Origin of the sequence: Corynebacterium stercoris (genome assembly GCF_024160105.1) — a bacterium.
In the GTDB taxonomy this organism is placed as follows: Bacteria; Actinomycetota; Actinomycetes; order Mycobacteriales; family Mycobacteriaceae; genus Corynebacterium; species Corynebacterium stercoris.
The window spans coordinates 1-19,249 of the sequence record NZ_JAMFTQ010000007.1 but is presented as its reverse complement, the minus strand read 5'-3'; the positions used below and the strand labels follow the sequence as shown (position 1 = coordinate 19,249).

At 63.8% G+C, this 19,249-nt stretch carries 17 protein-coding genes, 1 rRNA gene and 1 other RNA gene; 18 read left to right on the top strand and 1 reads right to left on the bottom strand.

The window, feature by feature from the left end; all coding sequences use genetic code 11:
- Positions 1–168: 168 nt before the first annotated feature.
- Genes M5J20_RS06875 through M5J20_RS06860 form a run of 4 tightly spaced genes read left to right on the top strand, consistent with a single transcriptional unit; the run spans position 169 to position 4,593 of the window.
- Positions 169–1,725: a hydroxymethylglutaryl-CoA lyase-like TIM-barrel protein gene (locus M5J20_RS06875; RefSeq protein ID WP_253577877.1), complete on the top strand. Its 1,557-nt coding sequence runs from the start codon at positions 169–171 to the stop codon at positions 1,723–1,725.
- Positions 1,725–2,261 carry an acetyl-CoA carboxylase biotin carboxyl carrier protein gene (gene accB, locus M5J20_RS06870; protein WP_253577875.1) on the top strand — a complete coding sequence of 179 codons (537 nt, stop codon included), beginning with the start codon at positions 1,725–1,727 and terminating at the stop codon, positions 2,259–2,261. The genes M5J20_RS06875 and accB overlap by 1 nt, the downstream gene beginning before the upstream one ends.
- A gap of 25 nt (positions 2,262–2,286) precedes the next feature.
- Complete coding sequence (gene accC, locus M5J20_RS06865) at positions 2,287–3,672, top strand: acetyl-CoA carboxylase biotin carboxylase subunit (protein WP_253577874.1); 1,386 nt, start codon at positions 2,287–2,289, stop codon at positions 3,670–3,672.
- A complete protein-coding gene (locus tag M5J20_RS06860; RefSeq protein ID WP_256478166.1) occupies positions 3,673–4,593 on the top strand; it encodes a DMT family transporter in 921 nt (306 codons plus the stop codon).
- Here the strand turns inward: M5J20_RS06860 and M5J20_RS06855 are convergent, their stop codons facing one another.
- Positions 4,594–5,745, bottom strand: coding sequence for a PDR/VanB family oxidoreductase (locus tag M5J20_RS06855; protein WP_253577870.1), 1,152 nt, complete (start codon positions 5,743–5,745; stop codon positions 4,594–4,596).
- Positions 5,746–6,006: 261 nt separating this feature from the next.
- Here M5J20_RS06855 and M5J20_RS06850 point away from each other — a divergent pair, with 261 nt between their 5' ends.
- The 14 genes from M5J20_RS06850 to M5J20_RS06785 all read left to right on the top strand — a co-directional run.
- Positions 6,007–7,386: an oxygenase MpaB family protein gene (locus tag M5J20_RS06850; RefSeq protein WP_253577868.1), complete on the top strand. Its 1,380-nt coding sequence runs from the start codon at positions 6,007–6,009 to the stop codon at positions 7,384–7,386.
- A 48-nt stretch (positions 7,387–7,434) separates the two neighbouring features.
- Positions 7,435–8,661, top strand: a complete 1,227-nt coding sequence (locus M5J20_RS06845) for an oxygenase MpaB family protein (RefSeq protein ID WP_253577867.1) — start codon at positions 7,435–7,437, stop codon at positions 8,659–8,661.
- A gap of 71 nt (positions 8,662–8,732) precedes the next feature.
- Complete coding sequence (locus tag M5J20_RS06840) at positions 8,733–10,106, top strand: NAD-dependent succinate-semialdehyde dehydrogenase (protein ID WP_253577865.1); 1,374 nt, start codon at positions 8,733–8,735, stop codon at positions 10,104–10,106.
- Positions 10,107–10,215: 109 nt separating this feature from the next.
- Entirely contained in the window at positions 10,216–10,908 is a 693-nt protein-coding gene (gene ftsE / locus M5J20_RS06835) for a cell division ATP-binding protein FtsE (protein WP_253577863.1), read from the top strand.
- A 4-nt stretch (positions 10,909–10,912) separates the two neighbouring features.
- Positions 10,913–11,815, top strand: coding sequence for a permease-like cell division protein FtsX (gene ftsX, locus M5J20_RS06830; RefSeq protein WP_253577862.1), 903 nt, complete (start codon positions 10,913–10,915; stop codon positions 11,813–11,815).
- Between the two features lie 16 nt (positions 11,816–11,831).
- Positions 11,832–12,326 carry an SsrA-binding protein SmpB gene (gene smpB, locus M5J20_RS06825; protein ID WP_253577859.1) on the top strand — a complete coding sequence of 165 codons (495 nt, stop codon included), beginning with the start codon at positions 11,832–11,834 and terminating at the stop codon, positions 12,324–12,326.
- A gap of 15 nt (positions 12,327–12,341) precedes the next feature.
- Positions 12,342–13,007, top strand: coding sequence for an SDR family oxidoreductase (locus M5J20_RS06820; protein WP_253577857.1), 666 nt, complete (start codon positions 12,342–12,344; stop codon positions 13,005–13,007).
- 69 nt (positions 13,008–13,076) lie between these two features.
- Positions 13,077–13,466, top strand: a transfer-messenger RNA (tmRNA) gene (ssrA, locus tag M5J20_RS06815).
- A gap of 85 nt (positions 13,467–13,551) precedes the next feature.
- Complete coding sequence (locus M5J20_RS06810; RefSeq protein ID WP_253577856.1) at positions 13,552–14,229, top strand: hypothetical protein; 678 nt, start codon at positions 13,552–13,554, stop codon at positions 14,227–14,229.
- A 95-nt stretch (positions 14,230–14,324) separates the two neighbouring features.
- Positions 14,325–15,368, top strand: coding sequence for a siderophore ABC transporter substrate-binding protein (locus M5J20_RS06805; RefSeq protein ID WP_253577854.1), 1,044 nt, complete (start codon positions 14,325–14,327; stop codon positions 15,366–15,368).
- Between the two features lie 10 nt (positions 15,369–15,378).
- Positions 15,379–16,353, top strand: a complete 975-nt coding sequence (locus tag M5J20_RS06800) for an ABC transporter permease (protein WP_253577852.1) — start codon at positions 15,379–15,381, stop codon at positions 16,351–16,353.
- Positions 16,346–17,350 (top strand): iron chelate uptake ABC transporter family permease subunit, encoded by a 1,005-nt coding sequence (locus M5J20_RS06795; RefSeq protein WP_253577850.1) that lies wholly within the window; start codon positions 16,346–16,348, stop codon positions 17,348–17,350. The genes M5J20_RS06800 and M5J20_RS06795 overlap by 8 nt, the downstream gene beginning before the upstream one ends.
- The gene (locus M5J20_RS06790) at positions 17,347–18,102 is read left to right on the top strand and encodes an iron ABC transporter ATP-binding protein (RefSeq protein ID WP_253577848.1); all 756 of its coding nucleotides are present in this window, start codon (positions 17,347–17,349) and stop codon (positions 18,100–18,102) included. Before M5J20_RS06795 ends, M5J20_RS06790 begins: the two co-directional genes overlap by 4 nt.
- A 577-nt stretch (positions 18,103–18,679) precedes the next feature.
- Positions 18,680–19,249: ribosomal RNA gene (locus tag M5J20_RS06785) — 16S ribosomal RNA — on the top strand; the annotation flags it as partial.

Genomic DNA, 19,249 nt, shown 5'->3' with positions numbered 1-19,249 from the left:
AGTGAACGTGCGTGCACGAAGCGCACCCCAATTCGGGGGAGTGGCATACAGCTTTTAAGTAATCCGCTTCGTTGGCACGCGGCTCGTGCGTACAGTGACTGCAACGGAGCCGGTGGCGCTTGCACGCGCCGCCCGTACCCCGCGTCCGGCACGTATAAGGAGGTAACTATGGCTGCTCTGAGTCCTGAGGAACTGAGCACTGAGACCCTTGCTGAGATCTTTGCTGCGGGTGGTCGACCTGCAGATAGTGAGCGAGAAATCAAGATCGTCGACACCACGTTCCGCGATGCGCACCAGTCCATCTGGGCGACGCGTATGAGGACCGAGCACATTCTCGATCTGCTCGACGACGTGACCAACGCAGGCTTCGAGCACGTGGACCTCGTCGCCCCGATCGAGTTCGATGTTCCGGTGCGCTACATCAGGGAAGACCCGTGGGAGCGCGTCCGCCTCGTGCACGAGGCCGCGCCGGACACCAAGTTCCGCGCCATGGTGCGTTCGCGCAACCTGGCGTCCTTCGACTTCCTGCCGGACGATGTCATCCACACCTGGGTTGAGCGCCTCCGCGCGAACGGCTTCGCCGTCATCGGCGCGTTCGACGGCCTGAACGACATCGACAACATCGCCGACACCCTGATCCTGGCGAAAGAACTCGGCGCCGAGACCTACGGCTGCCTGTCCTACTGCCTGAGCCCGGTCCACACCGACCAGCTCTACATTGACAAGGCCAAGGAGCTGCTGGATCGCACCGACTGCGACCGCATCATGCTCAAGGATGCGCCTGGTCTGCTCACCCCGGACCGCATGAAGACGATCATCCCGGCGATCCGTTCCGTGATCGGCGACCGCACCCTCGAGGTGCACACCCACTCCCTGACCGGCCTGAGCCCGCTGACCTACCTCTTCGCCGCCGAGCTCGGCGTGGACGCCATCCACACCTCGATCGCGCCGCTGGCCAACGGCCAGGGCCAGCCGGCAACCCAGGCACTCGCCCGCGATCTGCGCGCGCTGGGCTACACCGTCAACATTGACGACGATCGCGTTGATGCAGCCTCCAAGCGCATCCAGGAGATCGCCGACAACGAGGGCAAGCCGGTGGGCAAGCCGCGCGCGTACGACGGCGTGCACTACATGCACCAGCTGCCGGGCGGCATGCTCACCAACTTCGAGTCCCAGCTGGCAACCGCCGGCCTCTCGGACCGCTTCGAGGACCTGCTCTACGAAACCGCGCGCGTGCGCGAGGAGCTGGCCTACCCGATCATGATCACCCCGTTCGCCCAGTTCGTCGGCACCCAGGCCGTGATGAACGTGATCTCCGGCGAGCGTTACTCCGTGGTCCCGAACGAGATCAAGAAGTACGCGCTGGGCTACTACGGCGAGCCGCTGGCCCCGCTCGACCCGGACGTGCTGGAGAAGATCATCGCCAACGGCTCCTCCGAGATCAAGGAGGAGCGCCCGGAGCTTCAGCCGGCACTCCCGGCCCTGCAGGAGCAGTACCCGGACGACGACATTGACACGATCTTGCTGCGCGCAACCATCTCCGGCAACAACGTCGACGAGATGAAGCGCTACATCGCCGAGGGCCGCTCCGGCCAGGGCGAAGGCATCGCCGGCGGCTCCCTGACCGCCCTGGTCAAGCAAATGGCCGACATCGCCGAGACCGGACAGTTCCGCCTCAAGGCAGAAGACCTCGAAATCAACCTCACCAAAGGAGAGCAGAAGTAATGTCTAACACCCCGAACATCAACGAGATCAAGTCCCTCCTCGAGTGGGTCAACCAGTCCGGCGACATTCAGGAGCTGAACATCAAGTACGGCGACATCGAACTCGCGATGTCCCGCACCCCGGGCGGCCTGAACCAGCAGGCGGCCGCTCCGGCTCCGGCCGCACCTGCCGCACCGGCACCGGCTGCTGAGGCAGCTCCGGCTCCGGCTGCTCCGAAGGCTGAGGAAGCTCCGGCTCCCGCTGCGGCTGAGGCTGAGGCCGAGGCACCGGCAGAGAAGGCAGCCCCGGCATCCTCCGGCAACGGCACCGAGGTCAAGTCCCCGATGGTGGGCACCTTCTACGCCGCGCCGAAGCCGGGCGCTGACCCGTTCGTCAAGGTCGGTGACACCGTCGAGGTCGGCCAGGTGCTCTGCATCGTCGAGGTCATGAAGCTCATGAACAACATCGAGGCCAAGGTCGCCGGCACCGTCACCGAAATCCTCGTGGAGAACGAGGACGCCGTCGAGCACGGCCAGGTGCTCATGGTGATCGAGTAAGCGTCAAGCAAGAAGTAGGCATCAAATGGCAGAACAAGAACAGCTGCTCGGCAGCGTCCTTATCGCCAACCGCGGCGAGATCGCGCTGCGCGTCATCCGCGCCTGCAAGGAGCTCGGCATCAAGTCGATCCTGGCGTACTCGGAAGGCGACCGCGACTCCCTCGGCGTGAAGGAAGCGGACCAGGCCGTGTGCATCGGCCCGGCCAACGCTGCAAAGAGCTACAACGTCCCCGAGTTGATTGTGTCGGCGGCCATGGCCTTCAAGGCCGACGCCATCCACCCCGGCTACGGCTTCCTCTCCGAGAAGTCCAACTTTGTGAAGATGGTCGAGGACGAGGGCATCGGCTTCGTCGGTCCTTCCTCCGAGCACATCCGCCTGATGGGCGACAAGATCGAGGCGAAGAAGATCGCTCAGCGCGCGGGCGTGCCCACCGTGCCGGGCTCGGACGGCGTGGTCACCGAGTTCGACGAGGCCCTCGCTGTGGCCAAGGAGACCGGCTTCCCGCTGCTCATCAAGGCTGCTGCCGGCGGCGGTGGCCGCGGCATGCGCGTGGTGGAGAGCGAGGAGACGCTGGAGAAGGATCTCAACGAGATCATGAACGAGGCGCAGTCCGCGTTCAACGACTCGTCCGTTTACATCGAGCGCTACCTCACCGACATCCGCCACATCGAGATCCAGGTGCTTGCCGACGGCGAGAACGCCGTAGCACTCGGCGAGCGCGACTGCACCTCCCAGCGCCGCAACCAGAAGCTCATCGAGGAGGGCCCATCGCCCGCCATCGATGATGAGCTGCGCGCCGGCCTGCAGGAAGCAGCCGTGAACCTCTGCAAGGAGGTCGGCTACAAGAACGCGGGCACCATCGAGTTCGTCTTCGACAACGTGGAGCGCAAGTACTACTTCATCGAGATGAACACCCGCATCCAGGTGGAGCATCCGGTGACCGAGATGATCACGGGCGTCGACCTGATCAAGGAGCAGCTGCGCATCGCCTCCGGGCAGAAGCTGCGCCTGACCCAGGACGACATCCAGATCCGCGGCCACGCCATCGAGTGCCGCATCAACGCGGAGGATCCGAACGAGAACTTCGCGCCGCGCCCGGGCACCATCACCCACTACCGCGCGCCGGGCGGGTTCGGTGTCCGCATGGATACGCACATCGAAACCGGCTACACCATCCCGCCGTTCTACGACTCGATGGTGGGCAAGCTGATCTGCTGGGCGGAGACCCGCGACGAGTGCATCGAGCGCACCCTGCGCGCGCTCGACGAGCTGCAAGTTGAGGGCGTTGTCACCACCGGCCCGTTCCAGGCGCACCTGCTCAACAGCGAGCAGTTCCGCTCCGGCGACATCAACACCGGGTACGTGGCCAAGATGCTCGAGCAGATGAGCGAGATCCCGACGGACGCATAAATGCTCGTCCTGCTGGCGATGCTGGTCGGGGCAATCGTCCCCGTCCAGACCGCCATCAACACGCGCTTCCGCCAAAGCGTCGGTTCGCCGATCGCCGCGACGTTCCTCTCCTTCGTCGTGGCGGTCGGCGCTTCGTCGTTCATTGCGCTGCTGGCCACGGGGGAGCTCGTTCCACGCCTACCGACGCTCGCAGCAGAGCCGTGGTGGATCTGGCTCGGCGGCTTCATGGGCGTGATGTTCATCGCCGGCAATATCGTGCTGTTTCCGCAGCTCGGGCCGGTGCAAACCGTGATCCTGCCCATCCTCGGCCAGGTGATCATGGGACTGATCGTCGATAAGCTCGGGCTCTTCCATTCGCCGGAAGTCGCGGTGGGGCCGCTGCGGTTGCTGGGCGCGGCCATCGTCGTGCTCGGCATCGCGATGGTGCTTGAAGTGCACCGCGCCGCCGCCGTGCACGGGGCGGCAACCGGGGCGAGGCTCTGGCTCCTGCGGGCGTTCGGCGTGGTCATGGGCATGGGATCGGCGACGCAGACTGCGGTCAACGGCCACCTCGGGCGGGTGATCAACAGCCCGATTCAAGCCGGCCAGATCTCGCTCGCCGTCGGTCTGCTGGTTTTGCTTGTGCTTGTGCTGGCCTTGCCCGGCGACCGTCGAGCGCTCGCCACCGGCGTGGCGCCCGGGCCCTGGTGGATGTGGCTCGGGGGTGTACTCGGAGCGTTTTTCGTGTTCGGCGGGGCGACCTTGGCACCGATCCTCGGCACGGGCACGACGGTGATCGGTTCTCTGACCGGCACCATTGTGTGCGGGCAGGTCCTGGAATCCCTCGGTGTCGGCACCGGCAAGCGGGCGGCGCCGACGCCGTGGCGCGTCGCCGGGCTTGCGATTGTGCTCGGCGGCGTCGCCATGGTGCGCCTTCTGTAACTAGATGTTCTTCCAGCGCTCCATGGTGAGCGTGGGGGAGAGCGAGCGCGAGACGCACGTCGCAAATGCGCCGTTTTCGTGCTGTTCCTCGGTGAAGAAGCTGTCTCGGTGGTCGGGGGTGCCTGCCGTCACCCGCACCACGCAGGTGCCGCACGTGCCTTCCTGGCAGCGGGACATGATCGGCACGTCCTCATCCTCGAACACATCGAGCACCGACTCGCCCTCGGGGATCTCGTACGTTTCGCCGCAGAAGACAACCTCGAAGGGGCCGTCGGCGCGGTGATCGCCCGCCAGCGTTTCCTCGGAAGCGCGAAACGCCTCCCAGTGAATGTTGGGCTTCGGGAGGGTCTGCGAGGCGACCTCGATAATGCTGTCCATGAACCCCTGCGGGCCGCACACGTAAAGGTGGGTGTCCTCCGGGGCGGCCCCGGATTCTGCGAGGGCCGTCTGGAGGTACCCGGCTTGCGCATCGCGGGCGCCGGTGGCGAAGACGCTGCGGGTTTGGCCGTGCAGGTGCTCCTCGATGAGGTGGGAGAGCACGGCCCGCTCCGCACTCGATGCGAAGTAGAGGATCGTGTAGTCGGCGTCCTGGCGCTTCAGTTCGCGAGCCAGGGAATAGATCGGCGCGATGCCCACGCCGGCGCCGACGAGGATCGAGCGTTCCGCACTCGGCGCCAAACTGAAATTGTTCCGCGGCGCGCTGATATCCAGGGTGTCCCCGGCTGAAAGCTGGTGAAGGGCGATGGAGCCGCCGCGCGAATCGGGTTCGCGCTTCACCGCCACGCCGTAGCGCCCGATGGTGTGCTCGTCGGCCGCGGCCTCCGTCATGGGGAACAGCGAGTATTGGCGGATCAGCTCCTCGCCGTCCGGACCTTTGATGAAGAAGTCCGCGTGGCACCCCGGTTCGTAACCGGCGAGAGGAGCGCCGTCGGGAGTGCGCAACGTGATCAGGGCGATGCCGTCCCAAGAGTGATCCACGGCTTCGACGTGCATGGTCAGCCGATCCGGCGTCTCCTCAGCTGCGGAGGTGTCTCCCTCCTGCTCGCGGCTGGGCTCCGGGCGGGACCTTTCCGCTCGGGCCGCAAGCGCCGCGGCTCGGTCCTCCGCGTTGGGGTCTTCGGCCTCCTTGGAGGAGCGGAAAAGCCCCGCCAATCCGCCCCGTCCCTTAGTGAATGTTCGCACCTCAAAACCTCCTGTAGCCTGCGCAAACGTCGCACCATAACGGCGCTTGCCACGGTGGGAAAATAGTGACCGAAACTGGTTGCCGGCCAAAATTGCAATGCTTATTATAAGACCACGGCAAAAGTGAGGGAAAACACATTAAGGCTACCTTTGATAGCTAGATAACACCTCTCCGCGCTGTCGTTACACGCGCATTCTGGCGGGCTAGATGAGTCAAATGAAAGGACGATCATGACGGCCACAATCGGCTCAAGCCAGGAGAATCAGCACCAAAACCCGGTGCACCCAGAAATTCTCCCGATGTCGGACAATCCCTACGAGGATTTCCGCTACTTCTACCGCGACGGCATGCCGCTTCGCCCGGCGCCGAAGCGCCGCACGAAAAACCCCGGTTGGTCCACGCTGCGGCACAACCTCTTCGATCGGTGGCACACGGTTGCCGATGAGTGGGAGGGGTACAACAGCTTCCAAACCAAGCTTCTCGACGATCACATGTGGCAAACCGATGAGACCGGTGCCAAGCTCGCGGAGGCGTTCAAGCGCGACGGTGCGAAAAAATCCCGCGCTGATTTCGAAACCGCGCTGAACCAGGGCATCGACGCGGTTGAGGATCCGTCCCCGGAGCTCGTCGAATTCTTCGCCGAGGTGGACAACATTCCGGAGTGGATCGACCTCGAAGCTGCCGAGCGCGGCCGCGTGGCGTACTACAACGTCACCCCGTCCGCGGAGTTGCTGTCCATCGGCTTCGCATATTGGGCGACCACGATGGAGGACCGCACGTCGGCAGCCACCGGTGAAACCCAGATGTTCGAGCTCGAGGCCTTCACCCGCGTGATGGAGACGGTGAAGTTCTTCGTCGACCTGGGCAAGAAGGGCGTGTTCGACCGCTACTCGGACGGCCTGAAGGCCGCGGTGCGCGTGCGCCTGCTGCACGCGCAGGCGAACCGCGGCCTGGAGAAGTTGTGGGGCCCGGAGCACTACAACGAATTCGGCCGCCCGATCGGGTCGTCCTTCCTCGTCTCGGGCGAGGGCTGGTTCGCCCTCATGCCGATCGGCGTCGACGAGTTCTTCGGCCGCTACCACTCCGGCGAGGAGTGGGATGACGTTGCCATGTACTGGGCGTGGGTGCTGCACCTCATGGGTGCGGAGGAGCGCCTCATTCCGAAGACCGGCGACGAGATGCGCAAGATGACCGACTACATCTACGCCAACGGCGGCTACTCCTCGACGTACCACGTTCAGGTCGCCACCGCCCTGATGGACATTCTGGAGAAGCTGGACCCGCAGATGCCGGGCCAGGTGCTCGGGGCGCTTTCCCTGGTGATCGGCGACGAGGACACCAAATTCATGGTGAAGGGCTCCCGCTTCGAAGGCACCCCCTACCTGCACTGGAAGCTCGCCTTCTTGGCGAAGGCCAAGGCAGAGGCCGCGATCTGGAGCCTGCGCGACAAGCTGCCGGGGGCTGAGGCCGCCAAGATCAAGAAGGCCGCCGACGGCAAGCCGCCGTGGTCCGACGTATTCAAGCAGATCGAGGACTACGTGGCCGAGCATGAACCGCACGTTAAAGCGAACTACAGCCTGCACGACGACTCCAAGGAAGCCCGGCGCTAATCCTTGCCAATCTTTGACCGCACGCAACCACACCACAAGGAGAGAACAATGACGCAGACCTTCGCCGAGAACCCGTTGGCGGCAGACCACTACACCCGCGACGAGTGGCCGTCCAAGCGCGGCAGCCGCGAGGCGTTCGTGGAGCGCTTCGGTGAGGAGCGCGCGCAGCGCTTCACTCAGGCCTACTGGGCCATGGACCCGGTCGCTGACGCCCTCTACACATCCGGTAACAAGTCCAAGGACATTATGCCGAACCTGCGCGAGGCGCTTGCCCGCGGCGAGGCCGACGAGAACACGCTGCCCGAGGTTGCAGCGCTGATCAACGACATGAACGCCGCACTCGACGGTGTGGACTGGGAGCGCCTCGAGCGCGGCCAGCGCGCAGCACTGTCCATTCCGGTCCTGGCGCAGAACCTCTCGCTCGGGCCAGGCGCGCTGATCCACACCTACTCCGCGCCGTCGATCGCCGACATCCTGGTGAACACCGGCGAGCTGACCGAGGGTGCAGTGCACCGCCTCGCGTACACCACCAACTGGATCTACTCCGTCTACCTCAAGGACGGTCTCAAGCCGGGCAACGTGAGCTACATCCACACCGGCATGGTCCGCGCGATGCACGCACACGTTCGTCGTGTGCAGACGAAGCTCGGCCTGGATTACAGCGAGTGGGGCGCGCCGATCAGCGAGTTCGACATGTTCCGCACCTGGTTCGACTTCACCTACATCGCCTTCACCTACTGCCGCAACCTCGGCTACCGGATGTCGCTGGAGGAGGAGCAGGACCTGTTCTACCTCTGGAGGGTTGTCGGCCTGATGCTCGGCATCCCGGGCGACCTGCTCGAACCGGAGACCGACATCGACGCGTCCCAGGAGACCATTGACGCGATCCACTTCGTCGACGGCGAGCCGAACGAAGCATCCCACGCTCTCGTGGAGGCGCTCTTCAGCGGCTTCCGCACGAACGTGAAGGCGCTGCTGCCGTTCTCCGACGAGTCCATCGACGACTGGCAGTACGCGGCCACCCGCATCATGCACGGCGACGAGGTCGCGGACATCTACAACGTGCCGCACGCCGCGTCCCGCCCGTTCACCGAGCTGGGCATTCCGATGGTGCAGGAGCGCTACGACCTGCTCCGCGCGAACCCGGAGGCGCTGGAGAAGGAAGTTGCCCAGAACCACCAGATGCTGCTCGATGCCCTGACTCAGGAGACCTCCTACATGGGCCAGGACGAGGGCATCAAGATGAACGACGGCGCCTACCGCCCGGGTGCCTAACAAGGCGCTCAACTTCCGGTACCGTAAGTAAGACCTAGATCACAATCAAATCTGGAAAGGAACCAGACCACATGTCCAACCAGTACCGCGTGCAGAACCCGTGGACCAACGAGGTTGTCGAGACCTTCGACTTCCTCACCGACGAGCAGGTCGAGGAGACCCTGGCCAAGTCCGCCGAGGCGTTCAAGACCTGGCGCACCACGTCCATCGAGGAGCGCGCTGAGATCGTGGGCAAGGCTGCTCAGCTGCTCAAGGAGCGCGCAACCGAGCTGGCGCAGATCGCTGCCGAGGAGATGGGCAAGCCGATCCCCGAGGGCGAGTGGGAGATGAACTACTCCGGCGACATCATGCAGTTCTACGCAGACAACGCTCCGGAGCACAACGCGCCGAAGAACGTCGACGTCCCGGGCGGCAAGGCTGTTGTCCGCCGTCTGCCGCTGGGCACCATCCTCGGCATCATGCCGTGGAACTACCCGATCTACCAGATCGCCCGCTTCGCCGGTCCGAACCTCATGAACGGCAACTGCATCCTGCTCAAGCACGCCGAGATCACCCCGAAGTCCGGCGCCGCCTTCGAGCAGATCCTCAAGGACGCTGGCCTGCCGGAGGGCGTGTTCATCAACATCTACGCCACCCACGACCAGATCGAGACCATCATCGGTGACCCGCGCGTGCAGGGTGTCTCCCTCACCGGTTCCGAGCGCGCAGGCGCGAAGGTGGCGGAGATCGCCGGCCGCAACCTGAAGAAGTGCGTGCTCGAGCTCGGCGGCACCGACCCGTACATCATCCTGGACTCCGCCGACATCAAGGCTTCCGCCCAGGAGGCGTGGGACAAGCGCGTCCACAACGCCGGCCAGGCCTGCACCTCCAACAAGCGCATCATCGTCATGGATGACATTTACGACGAGTTCGTTGACGCCATGGTGGAAATCGCCGAGGGCTACACCAAGGGTGACCCGCGCACCCCGGGCGAGAACGAGTACTTCCCGATGTCCTCCCGCCGCGCGGCGGAGATCCTGAAGGACCAGATCGACCGCTCCGTCGCCGCTGGCGCAACCCTGCGCACCGGCGCCGAGATCGACGACACCACCGCGTACTTCTCCCCGGCAGTGCTCACTGACCTGCCGGTCGGCTCCGAGCCGTACTACGAGGAGTTCTTCGGCCCGGTGGCTGAGATCTACAAGGTTTCCTCCGTCGAGGAGGCTGTGGATCTGGCGAACAACTCCTACCAGGGTCTCGGCGGCGCCGTGTTCTCCCAGGATGTTGAGAAGGCGACCGAGGTCGCGGACCAGATCGACACCGGCATGATCCACGTCAACCTCGGCCAGTACTTCTCCGCAGTGCTGCCGTTCGGCGGCGTGAAGCGCTCCGGCTTCGGCCGCGAGCTCTCCGTGTTCGCGCTCGATGAGTTCGTGAACAAGCAGTACCGCTACATCAACGACTAATCCGAACGTCGGCGCATGCGTGCCGACGTTCGGATAGTGACCCCGCCAGGCATTCGAGGCCCGGCGGGGTTTTACTTGCGCCACTCCAGTAACAGGTAATGTGTGGCCCGTGATTTCCTTCGACCACGTCACCAAGGTGTATCCCACCTCGACGCGCCCGGCGTTGGACGATGTCTCCTTCACCATCGCCGACGGCGAGTTCGTCTTCCTCATCGGCCCCTCCGGATCGGGCAAGTCGACGTTTCTGCAGCTGATGATTCGCGAGGAGAACCTCACCTCCGGCGACATCTGGTTCAACGACTTCCACGTCAACGCGCTCAAGGGCAAGCAGATCAACGCACTGCGCCAATCCATCGGCTACGTGTTCCAGGATTTCCGCCTGCTGCCGAAACTCAGCGTGTACGACAACGTGGCGTTCGCGTTGCAGGTGATCGGCAAAAAGCAGGCCCGCATCGACAAATTGGTGCCGGATGCGCTCGAGCTGGTGGGACTGGCGTCGAAAAGCAAAAGAATGCCCCACGAGCTCTCCGGCGGCGAGCAGCAGCGCGTGGCCATTGCGCGTGCTTTCGTGAACAGGCCGCCGCTGATGCTCGCGGATGAGCCGACCGGCAACCTCGACCCGGGCACGGCGGATGAGATTACGGCGCTGTTGGCGCGCATCAACCGCCTCGGCACGACGGTGGTGATGTCCACGCACAATGCGCGCGCGGTGAACGACATGCGCCAACGCGTGATGGAGCTGGACCTGGGCAAGCTGGTGCGCGACGACCGCAACGGCGTGTACGGAAACGTGAGGGGGTAGGGCAGTGAACTGGGGATTCATCGTCAAGGAAGGCCTGCGGGGCCTCGGGCGCAACGTCACCATGACCATCGCGCTGGTGATCACGACGGCACTGTCGCTTGCGCTGGTCGGTGCCGGCATCCTGATCACGCAGACAACGGCGGCGACGAAGGACCTCTATCTGGACCGCGTCGAGGTCATGGTGGAGCTGGACGAGGAAATCTCGGCCACCGACACCGACTGCTCCAGTGATGCCTGCCGCGAGGTGCGCGACACCCTGCAGAAAGATGACCGCGTGGAACAGGTGACCTTCCGCTCCCGCGAGCAGTCCTACGAGCGCTTCGTCGAGTTGTTCCAGGACACGGAGCCGGACCTCGTGCGCGAGACCAGCCCGGACGCGTTGCCGGCGGCGTTGCACGTGCGGTTGAAGGATCCGTCGGATACCACCCCGATCGACGCGATCGCGGACCTCCCGCAAGTCGCCGTGGTCACTGACCAGGCGGATACCGTGCGTGGCGCAGCGAGCACGATGGATACGTTCCGCAACGTCACGTGGCTGGTCGCCGCGGCGCAGGGGCTGGCCGCGCTGTTCCTCATCGTGAACATGGTGCAGCTCGCGGCGTTCAACCGCCGCGAGCAGATCGGCATCATGCGCATGGTGGGCGCGTCGCGCTGGTTCACCCAAGCGCCGTTCGTGCTTGAAGCGGTGGTGTCCGTGCTTATGGGCGCGGTGCTGGCCACGCTGCTGGTGTGGGGCTCCCAGCGCTGGGTGGTCGACCCGATGCTCTCGCAGCTGTACGCCTCCCAGCTCATTGCCCGCATTCCGGATTCCGCGGTGTGGACGGTAATGCCGCTCGTTGGGCTGGGTGCGATGGTCATCGGCGGCATTGCTGCGCAGGTGGCGCTTCGTTCCTACGTGCGCAAGTAGTACACTGACAGGCCTTATGGCCAAGAAGAAGAAACAGAAAACCGGCAACTCCGGCGTCTTGGCAACCAACCGCAAGGCGCGGCACGATTACACGATCCTGGATACGTGGGAGACCGGCATCGTGCTCGTGGGCACCGAAATCAAGTCCTTGCGCGAGGGCAAGGCGTCGCTCACGGAGGCATTCGCCACCATCGATAACGGTGAGGTGTGGCTGCGCAACCTGCACATCCCCGAGTACTCCATGGGGCATTGGACCAACCACACCCCGCGCCGCACCCGCAAGCTGCTCATGCACCGCCGCGAAATCGACTCGCTGGAGGGCAAGCTGCGCGACGGCAACCGCACCCTCGTGCCGCTCTCGCTCTACCTGAAAGACGGGCGCGCGAAGATCGAGCTCGGGCTTGCACAAGGTAAGCAGGATTACGACCGCCGCCAGGACATCAAGCGCCGCACCGAGGACCGCGAAATCGCCCGCGACCTGGGACGCAAGTTCAAGGGCATCAAAGCCTAAGTACGCTTAGGCGGCATGACTACCCACACGAAAACCGCTTTGATCACCGGGGCATCGCGCGGCATCGGTCGCGCCATCGCCGAGGAACTGGGCAAGGACCACCACATTTACGCCGGCGCCTCGAAGGATGCGTCGGAAATCGTCCAAGCCCTGCCCAGCGCCGAGCCCTTCGAGGTGGACCTGCGAGACACCGCTGCCCTCGAGCGCGCAGCCGCCGAGATCGAACAGCTCGACGTGCTCGTCCTCGCCGCAGGCGTGCTGTACAAGGGCCCCTTCGAGGAGCTGACGGACGAGCAGTGGCGCGAGACCATGGACATCAACGTCCTCGCTCCCGTCACCCTCACCCGGGCACTGCTCCCTGCTTTACGACGTTCGAACGGGCTCATCATCACGATCAATTCCGGTGCCGGGCTCCACGGCGTGGCGGAGAACACCGCCTACTGCGCGTCGAAGTTCGCCCTGAAGGGTTTCACCGACTCCCTGCAGGAAGAGGAGGCCGGCAAGGTCCGCGTGACCTCGCTGCACCCGGGCCGAACCAACACCGACATGCTGGCGGGCGATGATGACCGCCCGAAGATGGATGCCGCCAACGTGGCTCGCGCGGCGCGCCTCGCCGTCGACGCTGGCCCGGATGCGGTCATTGAGTTCCTGCGCGTGCGGCCCCCGCGCACCGCGGAATAAGCCCGCGGGTCTTGCGGTTGTGGCGGGTGTGAGCTAATGTTCACAGACCTACGTTTCTTCGTAGTGCATGGGGTTGATTTGGTTTCGACTTCATCTACTCAGCCAGGGGAAGCGTGCCGGTGCAGGCAGGAGACCACCGTGAGCGTCGCTGTAACCAATAAACGCAGAGAAGAACTCTCAGCGTGACTACGCCCTCGCTGCCTAAGCAATAGAGTAAGCGACCTGCGTGTCCGTCAGGCCGGGGATGTCCCTGACCCGGTACCTGGCGTCGACTTAAGGGACTTGCCTTCCGGCCCTGTCAGTGGGGCTTCGGAGGGGACATTTTTCACTGACTGGGCCCGTCATCCGGACATGTTTGCCTGATCCGGAGGGCCGATGAGAGGCAAGGCGCGAACTGCGCACGGAGAAGCCCTGGCGCGGTGGTGAAGGACCCGGGTTCAATTCCCGGCAGCTCCACTGAAGTGAAACCCGCTGGCCGTACTGGCCAGCGGGTTTTACGTTTCTTCCGATGGTGCGCACAGGTAAGCCCCATACAGTTCTGCCCATGAAACGCAAAGCCGTCGCAGCCGTGGTCGCCGCCGTGGGCCTCCTCGCCGGGTGCAGCGAAAAGCCCCTGCCGGACACCGCCACCTTCACCACAACTGAGGCCGCCGCCTCCATGAGCTCCTCCGCGCCGGAAACCACCAGTGCGGAGGAGACCACCGTGCAGACTTCTGCCGCGAAGCCGTCGTCTGCCGCGGCGGAGCCCGAGCGAGGCGTGCCGGGCGCGCCGCTGGCGTACCCAGGTGCCGGCGGGCCGATTCCGCCGAACGCGCGCCCGATCCGCAGCGTCAAGAGCACCACGGACGGCGGCCTGCAGTACGCGGTATTCCGAGCACCCTCCGAGAACATCGGCTGCATGATGCAGCTCGAGGGGGAGCCGATGTTTGATTGCGGCGTGCGGTCGCTGACCGCCAGCGAGGCGTACGGCATCGGTGAGCTGGGGACCCCGCGGTGGGTGGCGGAGGTGCTGCACGGCTACGTCCGCGAGCAGACCGACCCGCCGCTGTACTACGACGAGGTGTGGCCCCAGGGGGCCCAGCCCGCCGAGATTGTCCAGTACGGCGAAGTGGTCCATCACGGCCCGTTCGTCTGCGCGGTAGAGGAAACCGGCGTGACCTGTTGGGACTCGGTCAGCGGCAGGGGCGCCTGGCTGGAGCGGGAGAGCATCGTCTTTTTCTAGGGGGGTGCGTGCAGACGGAGGGGTTTGCCTGCCGACGTTTGGGCAGCCTAAAGTGCGTCAGGTAACCCTGTCCTTATCGAAAGGAAGTGACGTCCATGGCACGTTTCACGCGCACCGCGTTCATCGCCCTCGCCGCCGCCGGTTCTCTGGTGCTCGGCGCCTGCTCCAACACGGAGCCGGCAAGGGATTCCAACACCCCGACGAGCGAGACGACCGCCGTGGCCGAGGCTTCCTCCGAGACCGCCGCCGTGGAAGCCGCTGCCGGCACGGTCACCGTGACCGACAACTACGGCGAGAAGGTCGTGCCGGTCCCGCCGCAGCGCGTCGTCGCCTTGGACAACCGCTCCTTCGAGCTGCTGGATAACTGGGGCATCAAACCGGTCGCGGCCGCCCGCGCGCTGGTGCCCAACACCATTCCGGGCATTTCCGACGACGATTCCATCGTGGACATCGGCAACCACCGCGAGCCGAACCTTGAGGCGATCGTGGCAGCTGACCCGGACGTCATCGTGTCCGGCCAGCGCTTCATGAGCCACGACGAGGAGATTCAGAACCTCGCGCCGGATGCCGTGCTGCTCGACTTCGAGCCGCGTGACGGCGAGGACTTCGACAAGGAGCTCATCCGCCAGACCCTCGCCCTGGGCGAGGTCTTCGGCAAGGAGCAGGAAGCTGAGCAGGTCGTCGAGGACTTCACCAAGGCCGTCCAGCGCGCCCGCGACGCATACGACCCGGCGTGGACCGTCATGGCGCTGAACGTGTCCGGCGGCGAGATCGGCTACGTCGCGCCGTCCGTCGGCCGTACCTGGGGCCCGCTGTTCGACCTCATCGGCCTCACCCCGGCCCTCGAGGTCGAGGGTGCGACCGAAAATCACAAGGGCGACGACATCTCCGTTGAGGCCATCGCCGACTCGAACCCGAACTGGCTGCTCGTCCTCGACCGCGACGCAGGCACCAAGACTGCCGAGGGTTCCCCGGAGGCCCTGTCCGTGATCAACGATTCCGCGGCACTGCAGAACGTCGCGGCAATCAAGGACGGCCACGTCTACGTCGCGCCGAAGGACACCTACACCAACGAGTCCATCCTCACCTACACCGAGATTCTCAACCAGCTTGCTGATGCCTTCGAGGCGGCCAAGTAACCTGTCGTTGATGAATCCCCAGACCACCGCCACGCGCCCGAAACTTCTTACCTGGAAGTTCGGGTTGGCGGTGGTCCTCGTTTTAGCCTTGCTCGCCGCATCATTGGCGACGGGCCAGTACGACATCCGCGGGTCGGAGGACGGGTGGGCCATGTTCCAAACCACCCGCGTCCCGCGCACGATTGCGCTCGTGCTGGCCGGCGCGGCCATGGCGATGTGCGGGTTGATCATGCAGATGCTCACCCAGAACCGATTCGTCGAGCCGACCACCACTGGCACTACCGAGTGGGCGGGGCTCGGCCTGCTCACCTCATTCGTGCTGTTTCCCGACGGCACGGTGATGACCCGCATGCTTTTGGCCATCACCTTCGCATTCGTGGGCACGATGGTGTTCTTCGCGTTTTTGCGCCGGGTCACGCTGCGCTCCAGCCTGATCGTGCCGATCGTCGGCATCATGATGGGCGCCGTGGTGAGCTCCGTGTCAATGTTTTTCGCCTTGCAGTTCGACCTGCTCCAATCGCTCGGTGTCTGGTTCGCCGGCTCGTTCACGTCCGTGATCAAGGGCCAGTACGAGGTGCTGTGGGTGGTGCTCGTCGTCGTTGTGCTCGTGTTCCTGTACGCGGACCGCATTACGGCCGCGGGGCTGGGGGAGGACATCGCCACCAGCATCGGTCTGAACTACAACCGCATCGTGCTGGTCGGCACGTCGCTCGTTGCGGTCGCGGCCGGCGTTGTCACCGTCGTCGTCGGCAACCTCCCGTTCCTCGGGCTCATCGTGCCGAACATTGTGAGCATGCTGCGCGGCGACGATCTCCGCTCGAACCTCCCGTGGGTCTGCCTGCTCGGCATCGGCATTGTGACGGTGTGCGACATTCTCGGCCGGACCGTCATCGCCCCGTTCGAGATGCCCGTGTCGGTGATCCTCGGCGTGGTCGGCGCCGCTGTCTTCATCGCGATGATTGTGAGGCAGACGAAGCGTGGGTAGGGGAGTCGGTGCTTTTCAATCGTCGAAAAGCAAGAAGCGCTATTGGGTGACCATCGGGGTGCTCGCGGTGATTGCGGCGCTGTCCACGGTGGGCCTTCTGGCATACAACATCCCGGTGGAGTTCGGCAGCCGCGGTTTCTGGCTCATCGTTCAACGGCGACAAAACGCCGTCATTGCAATGGCGATCGTCGCCGTGTGCCAGGCAGTGGCGACGGTTGCGTTCCAAACCGTGACCAGCAACCGGATCCTCACGCCCTCCATCATGGGCTTCGAGGCGCTGTACGTGACCATCCATACCGCCACGGTGTACTTCTTTGGTGCGTCCAGCCTGCTCAATGCCCGCACCTTAGAGATGTTTCTGTTCCAGATCGCGGTGATGGTGGGCTTGAGCCTGGTGCTGTATTCCTGGCTGCTCACGGACAACACCGCGAACCTGCACGCGATGCTGCTGGTGGGCATCGTGCTCGGCGGCGGGCTGGCCAGCGTGTCCACGTTCATGCAGCGCATGCTCACCCCCAGCGAGTTCGACGTGCTCACTGCGCGCCTCTTCGGCTCCGTGAACAACGCGGACCCGACGTACTACCCGGTGGCGATTCCGCTGGTGATCCTGGCCGTGGTGCTGATGCTGGCGAACTCGATGCGGCTGAACGTCATGAACCTGGGGCGTGACGCCGCGGTGAACGTGGGCGTGCACTTCCGCTTTCACGCGGTTTATACCCTTGTGCTGGTGGCGGTGCTTATGGCAGTGTCAACCGCGCTAGTGGGCCCGATGACGTTCCTCGGCTTCCTGGTGGCCACCCTGGCGTACCAGTTCACCGACACCTACGACCACCGCTACATCTTCCCGATGGCGGCGCTGCTCGGTTTCTGCGTGCTCACCAGCGCGTACTTTGTTCTGAACCATATCTTCTATGCCCAGGGCGTGGTCTCCATCATCATCGAGCTGGTGGGCGGTTTGACGTTCCTGGTGGTTGTCTTGAGAAAGGGCCGGCTGTGATCACACTCGACAACGTGCGCAAGGAGTACTCCAGCGAAGTCGCGATCGGCCCCGTCAACCTGGAGATCCCGACCGGCGGCATCACCGCACTGGTCGGCCCGAACGGCGCCGGCAAATCGACTATGCTCACCATGATCGGCCGCCTCCTCGAGGTCGACTCCGGCACCGTCACCGTCGGCAACATGGACATCGCCAGCGCGAAATCCAAGGACCTGGCCAAGATCATCTCGATCCTGCGCCAGGAGAACCACTTTGTCACCCGCCTCACCGTGCGCCAGCTGGTGGGCTTCGGCCGGTTCCCGTATTCGGGCGGCCGCTTGACGACGCAAGACGAGGAGATCATCTCCAAGTACATCGACTTCCTCGGTCTCCGCCCCCTCGAGGGCCGCTTCCTCGATCAGCTTTCCGGCGGGCAGCGCCAGCGCGCGTACGTGGCGATGGTGCTCTGCCAGGAGACGGAGTACGTGCTTCTCGACGAACCTTTGAACAACCTCGACATCGCGCACAGCGTCGAGATGATGCAGCACCTCCATGACGCATCCCGCGAATTCGGCAGGACAATCGTCATCGTGCTGCACGACATCAACTTCGCAGCTCGCTACGCAGACTACATCTGTGCCGCGAAGGACGGGCAGATCGCGGCCTTCGGCCGCGCGGAGGAGATCATGCGCGACGACCTGCTCACCGAGATCTTCAATACCCCGGTGCAGGTGATAGAAGGACCCCACGGGCCCATCGCCACCTATCACTAGCTGGGAGTTTGCACGTTCTGGCGACGCATGGTTACATAGTCACCCGTTGCCGAGAGCAAGGTAAGACCAGCTCGAGGGAACGAGATAATTGCAGAGGTTACGGTCCGGTGAACGGGTCGCTGACGGGATATGAACCGGAAGTTGACAACGGAAAACCGACACAGTAACGTAAAGCAAGCCACTTACGGAGGCGGGTCGAAATGACTGGCCGACGGGGTGTGCGTGTGTTGTTTGAGAACTCGATAGTGTGCCAATGCATTTTTTGTTTGTGGTTGGTTGTGTGCCTGTGGCATTGGCTGCGCTGTGTTTGATTGCGGTGTGGTTGGTGTGTGCCGGTGGTGGTGTTCTGAATCCATTGATGGGGATGCCATTGTTGGTGTGGTTCATGATTGATTCGCATCATTTTTTGCAAGTTTTTTGGCCAGCCCCATGTTTTTCCTCGTCGGATGGTGGGGTTGGTTGTTTGCAGTAATTTTTGGAAAACATTTTTTGCCAGTACACGCACCTTGTTGGGTGTGTGGTTGGTTGTTTTGGTTGGGTATTGGGCTTTTCACGGCCTGTTTCTTGACGAAACGTTTTTGTGGAGAGTTTGATCCTGGCTCAGGATGAACGCTGGCGGCGTGCTTAACACATGCAAGTCGAACGGAAAGGCCCCGCTCGCGGGGTACTCGAGTGGCGAACGGGTGAGTAACACGTGGGTGATCTGCCCTGCACTTTGGGATAAGCCTGGGAAACTGGGTCTAATACCGGATAGGACCATCGTTTAGTGTCGGTGGTGGAAAGATTTTTTGGTGTGGGATGAGCTCGCGGCCTATCAGCTTGTTGGTGGGGTAATGGCCTACCAAGGCGTCGACGGGTAGCCGGCCTGAGAGGGTGTACGGCCACATTGGGACTGAGATACGGCCCAGACTCCTACGGGAGGCAGCAGTGGGGAATATTGCACAATGGGCGCAAGCCTGATGCAGCGACGCCGCGTGGGGGATGACGGCCTTCGGGTTGTAAACTCCTTTCGCCGAGGACGAATTTTTGACGGTACTTGGAGAAGAAGCACCGGCTAACTACGTGCCAGCAGCCGCGGTAATACGTAGGGTGCGAGCGTTGTCCGGAATTACTGGGCGTAAAGAGCTCGTAGGTGGTTTGTCGCGTC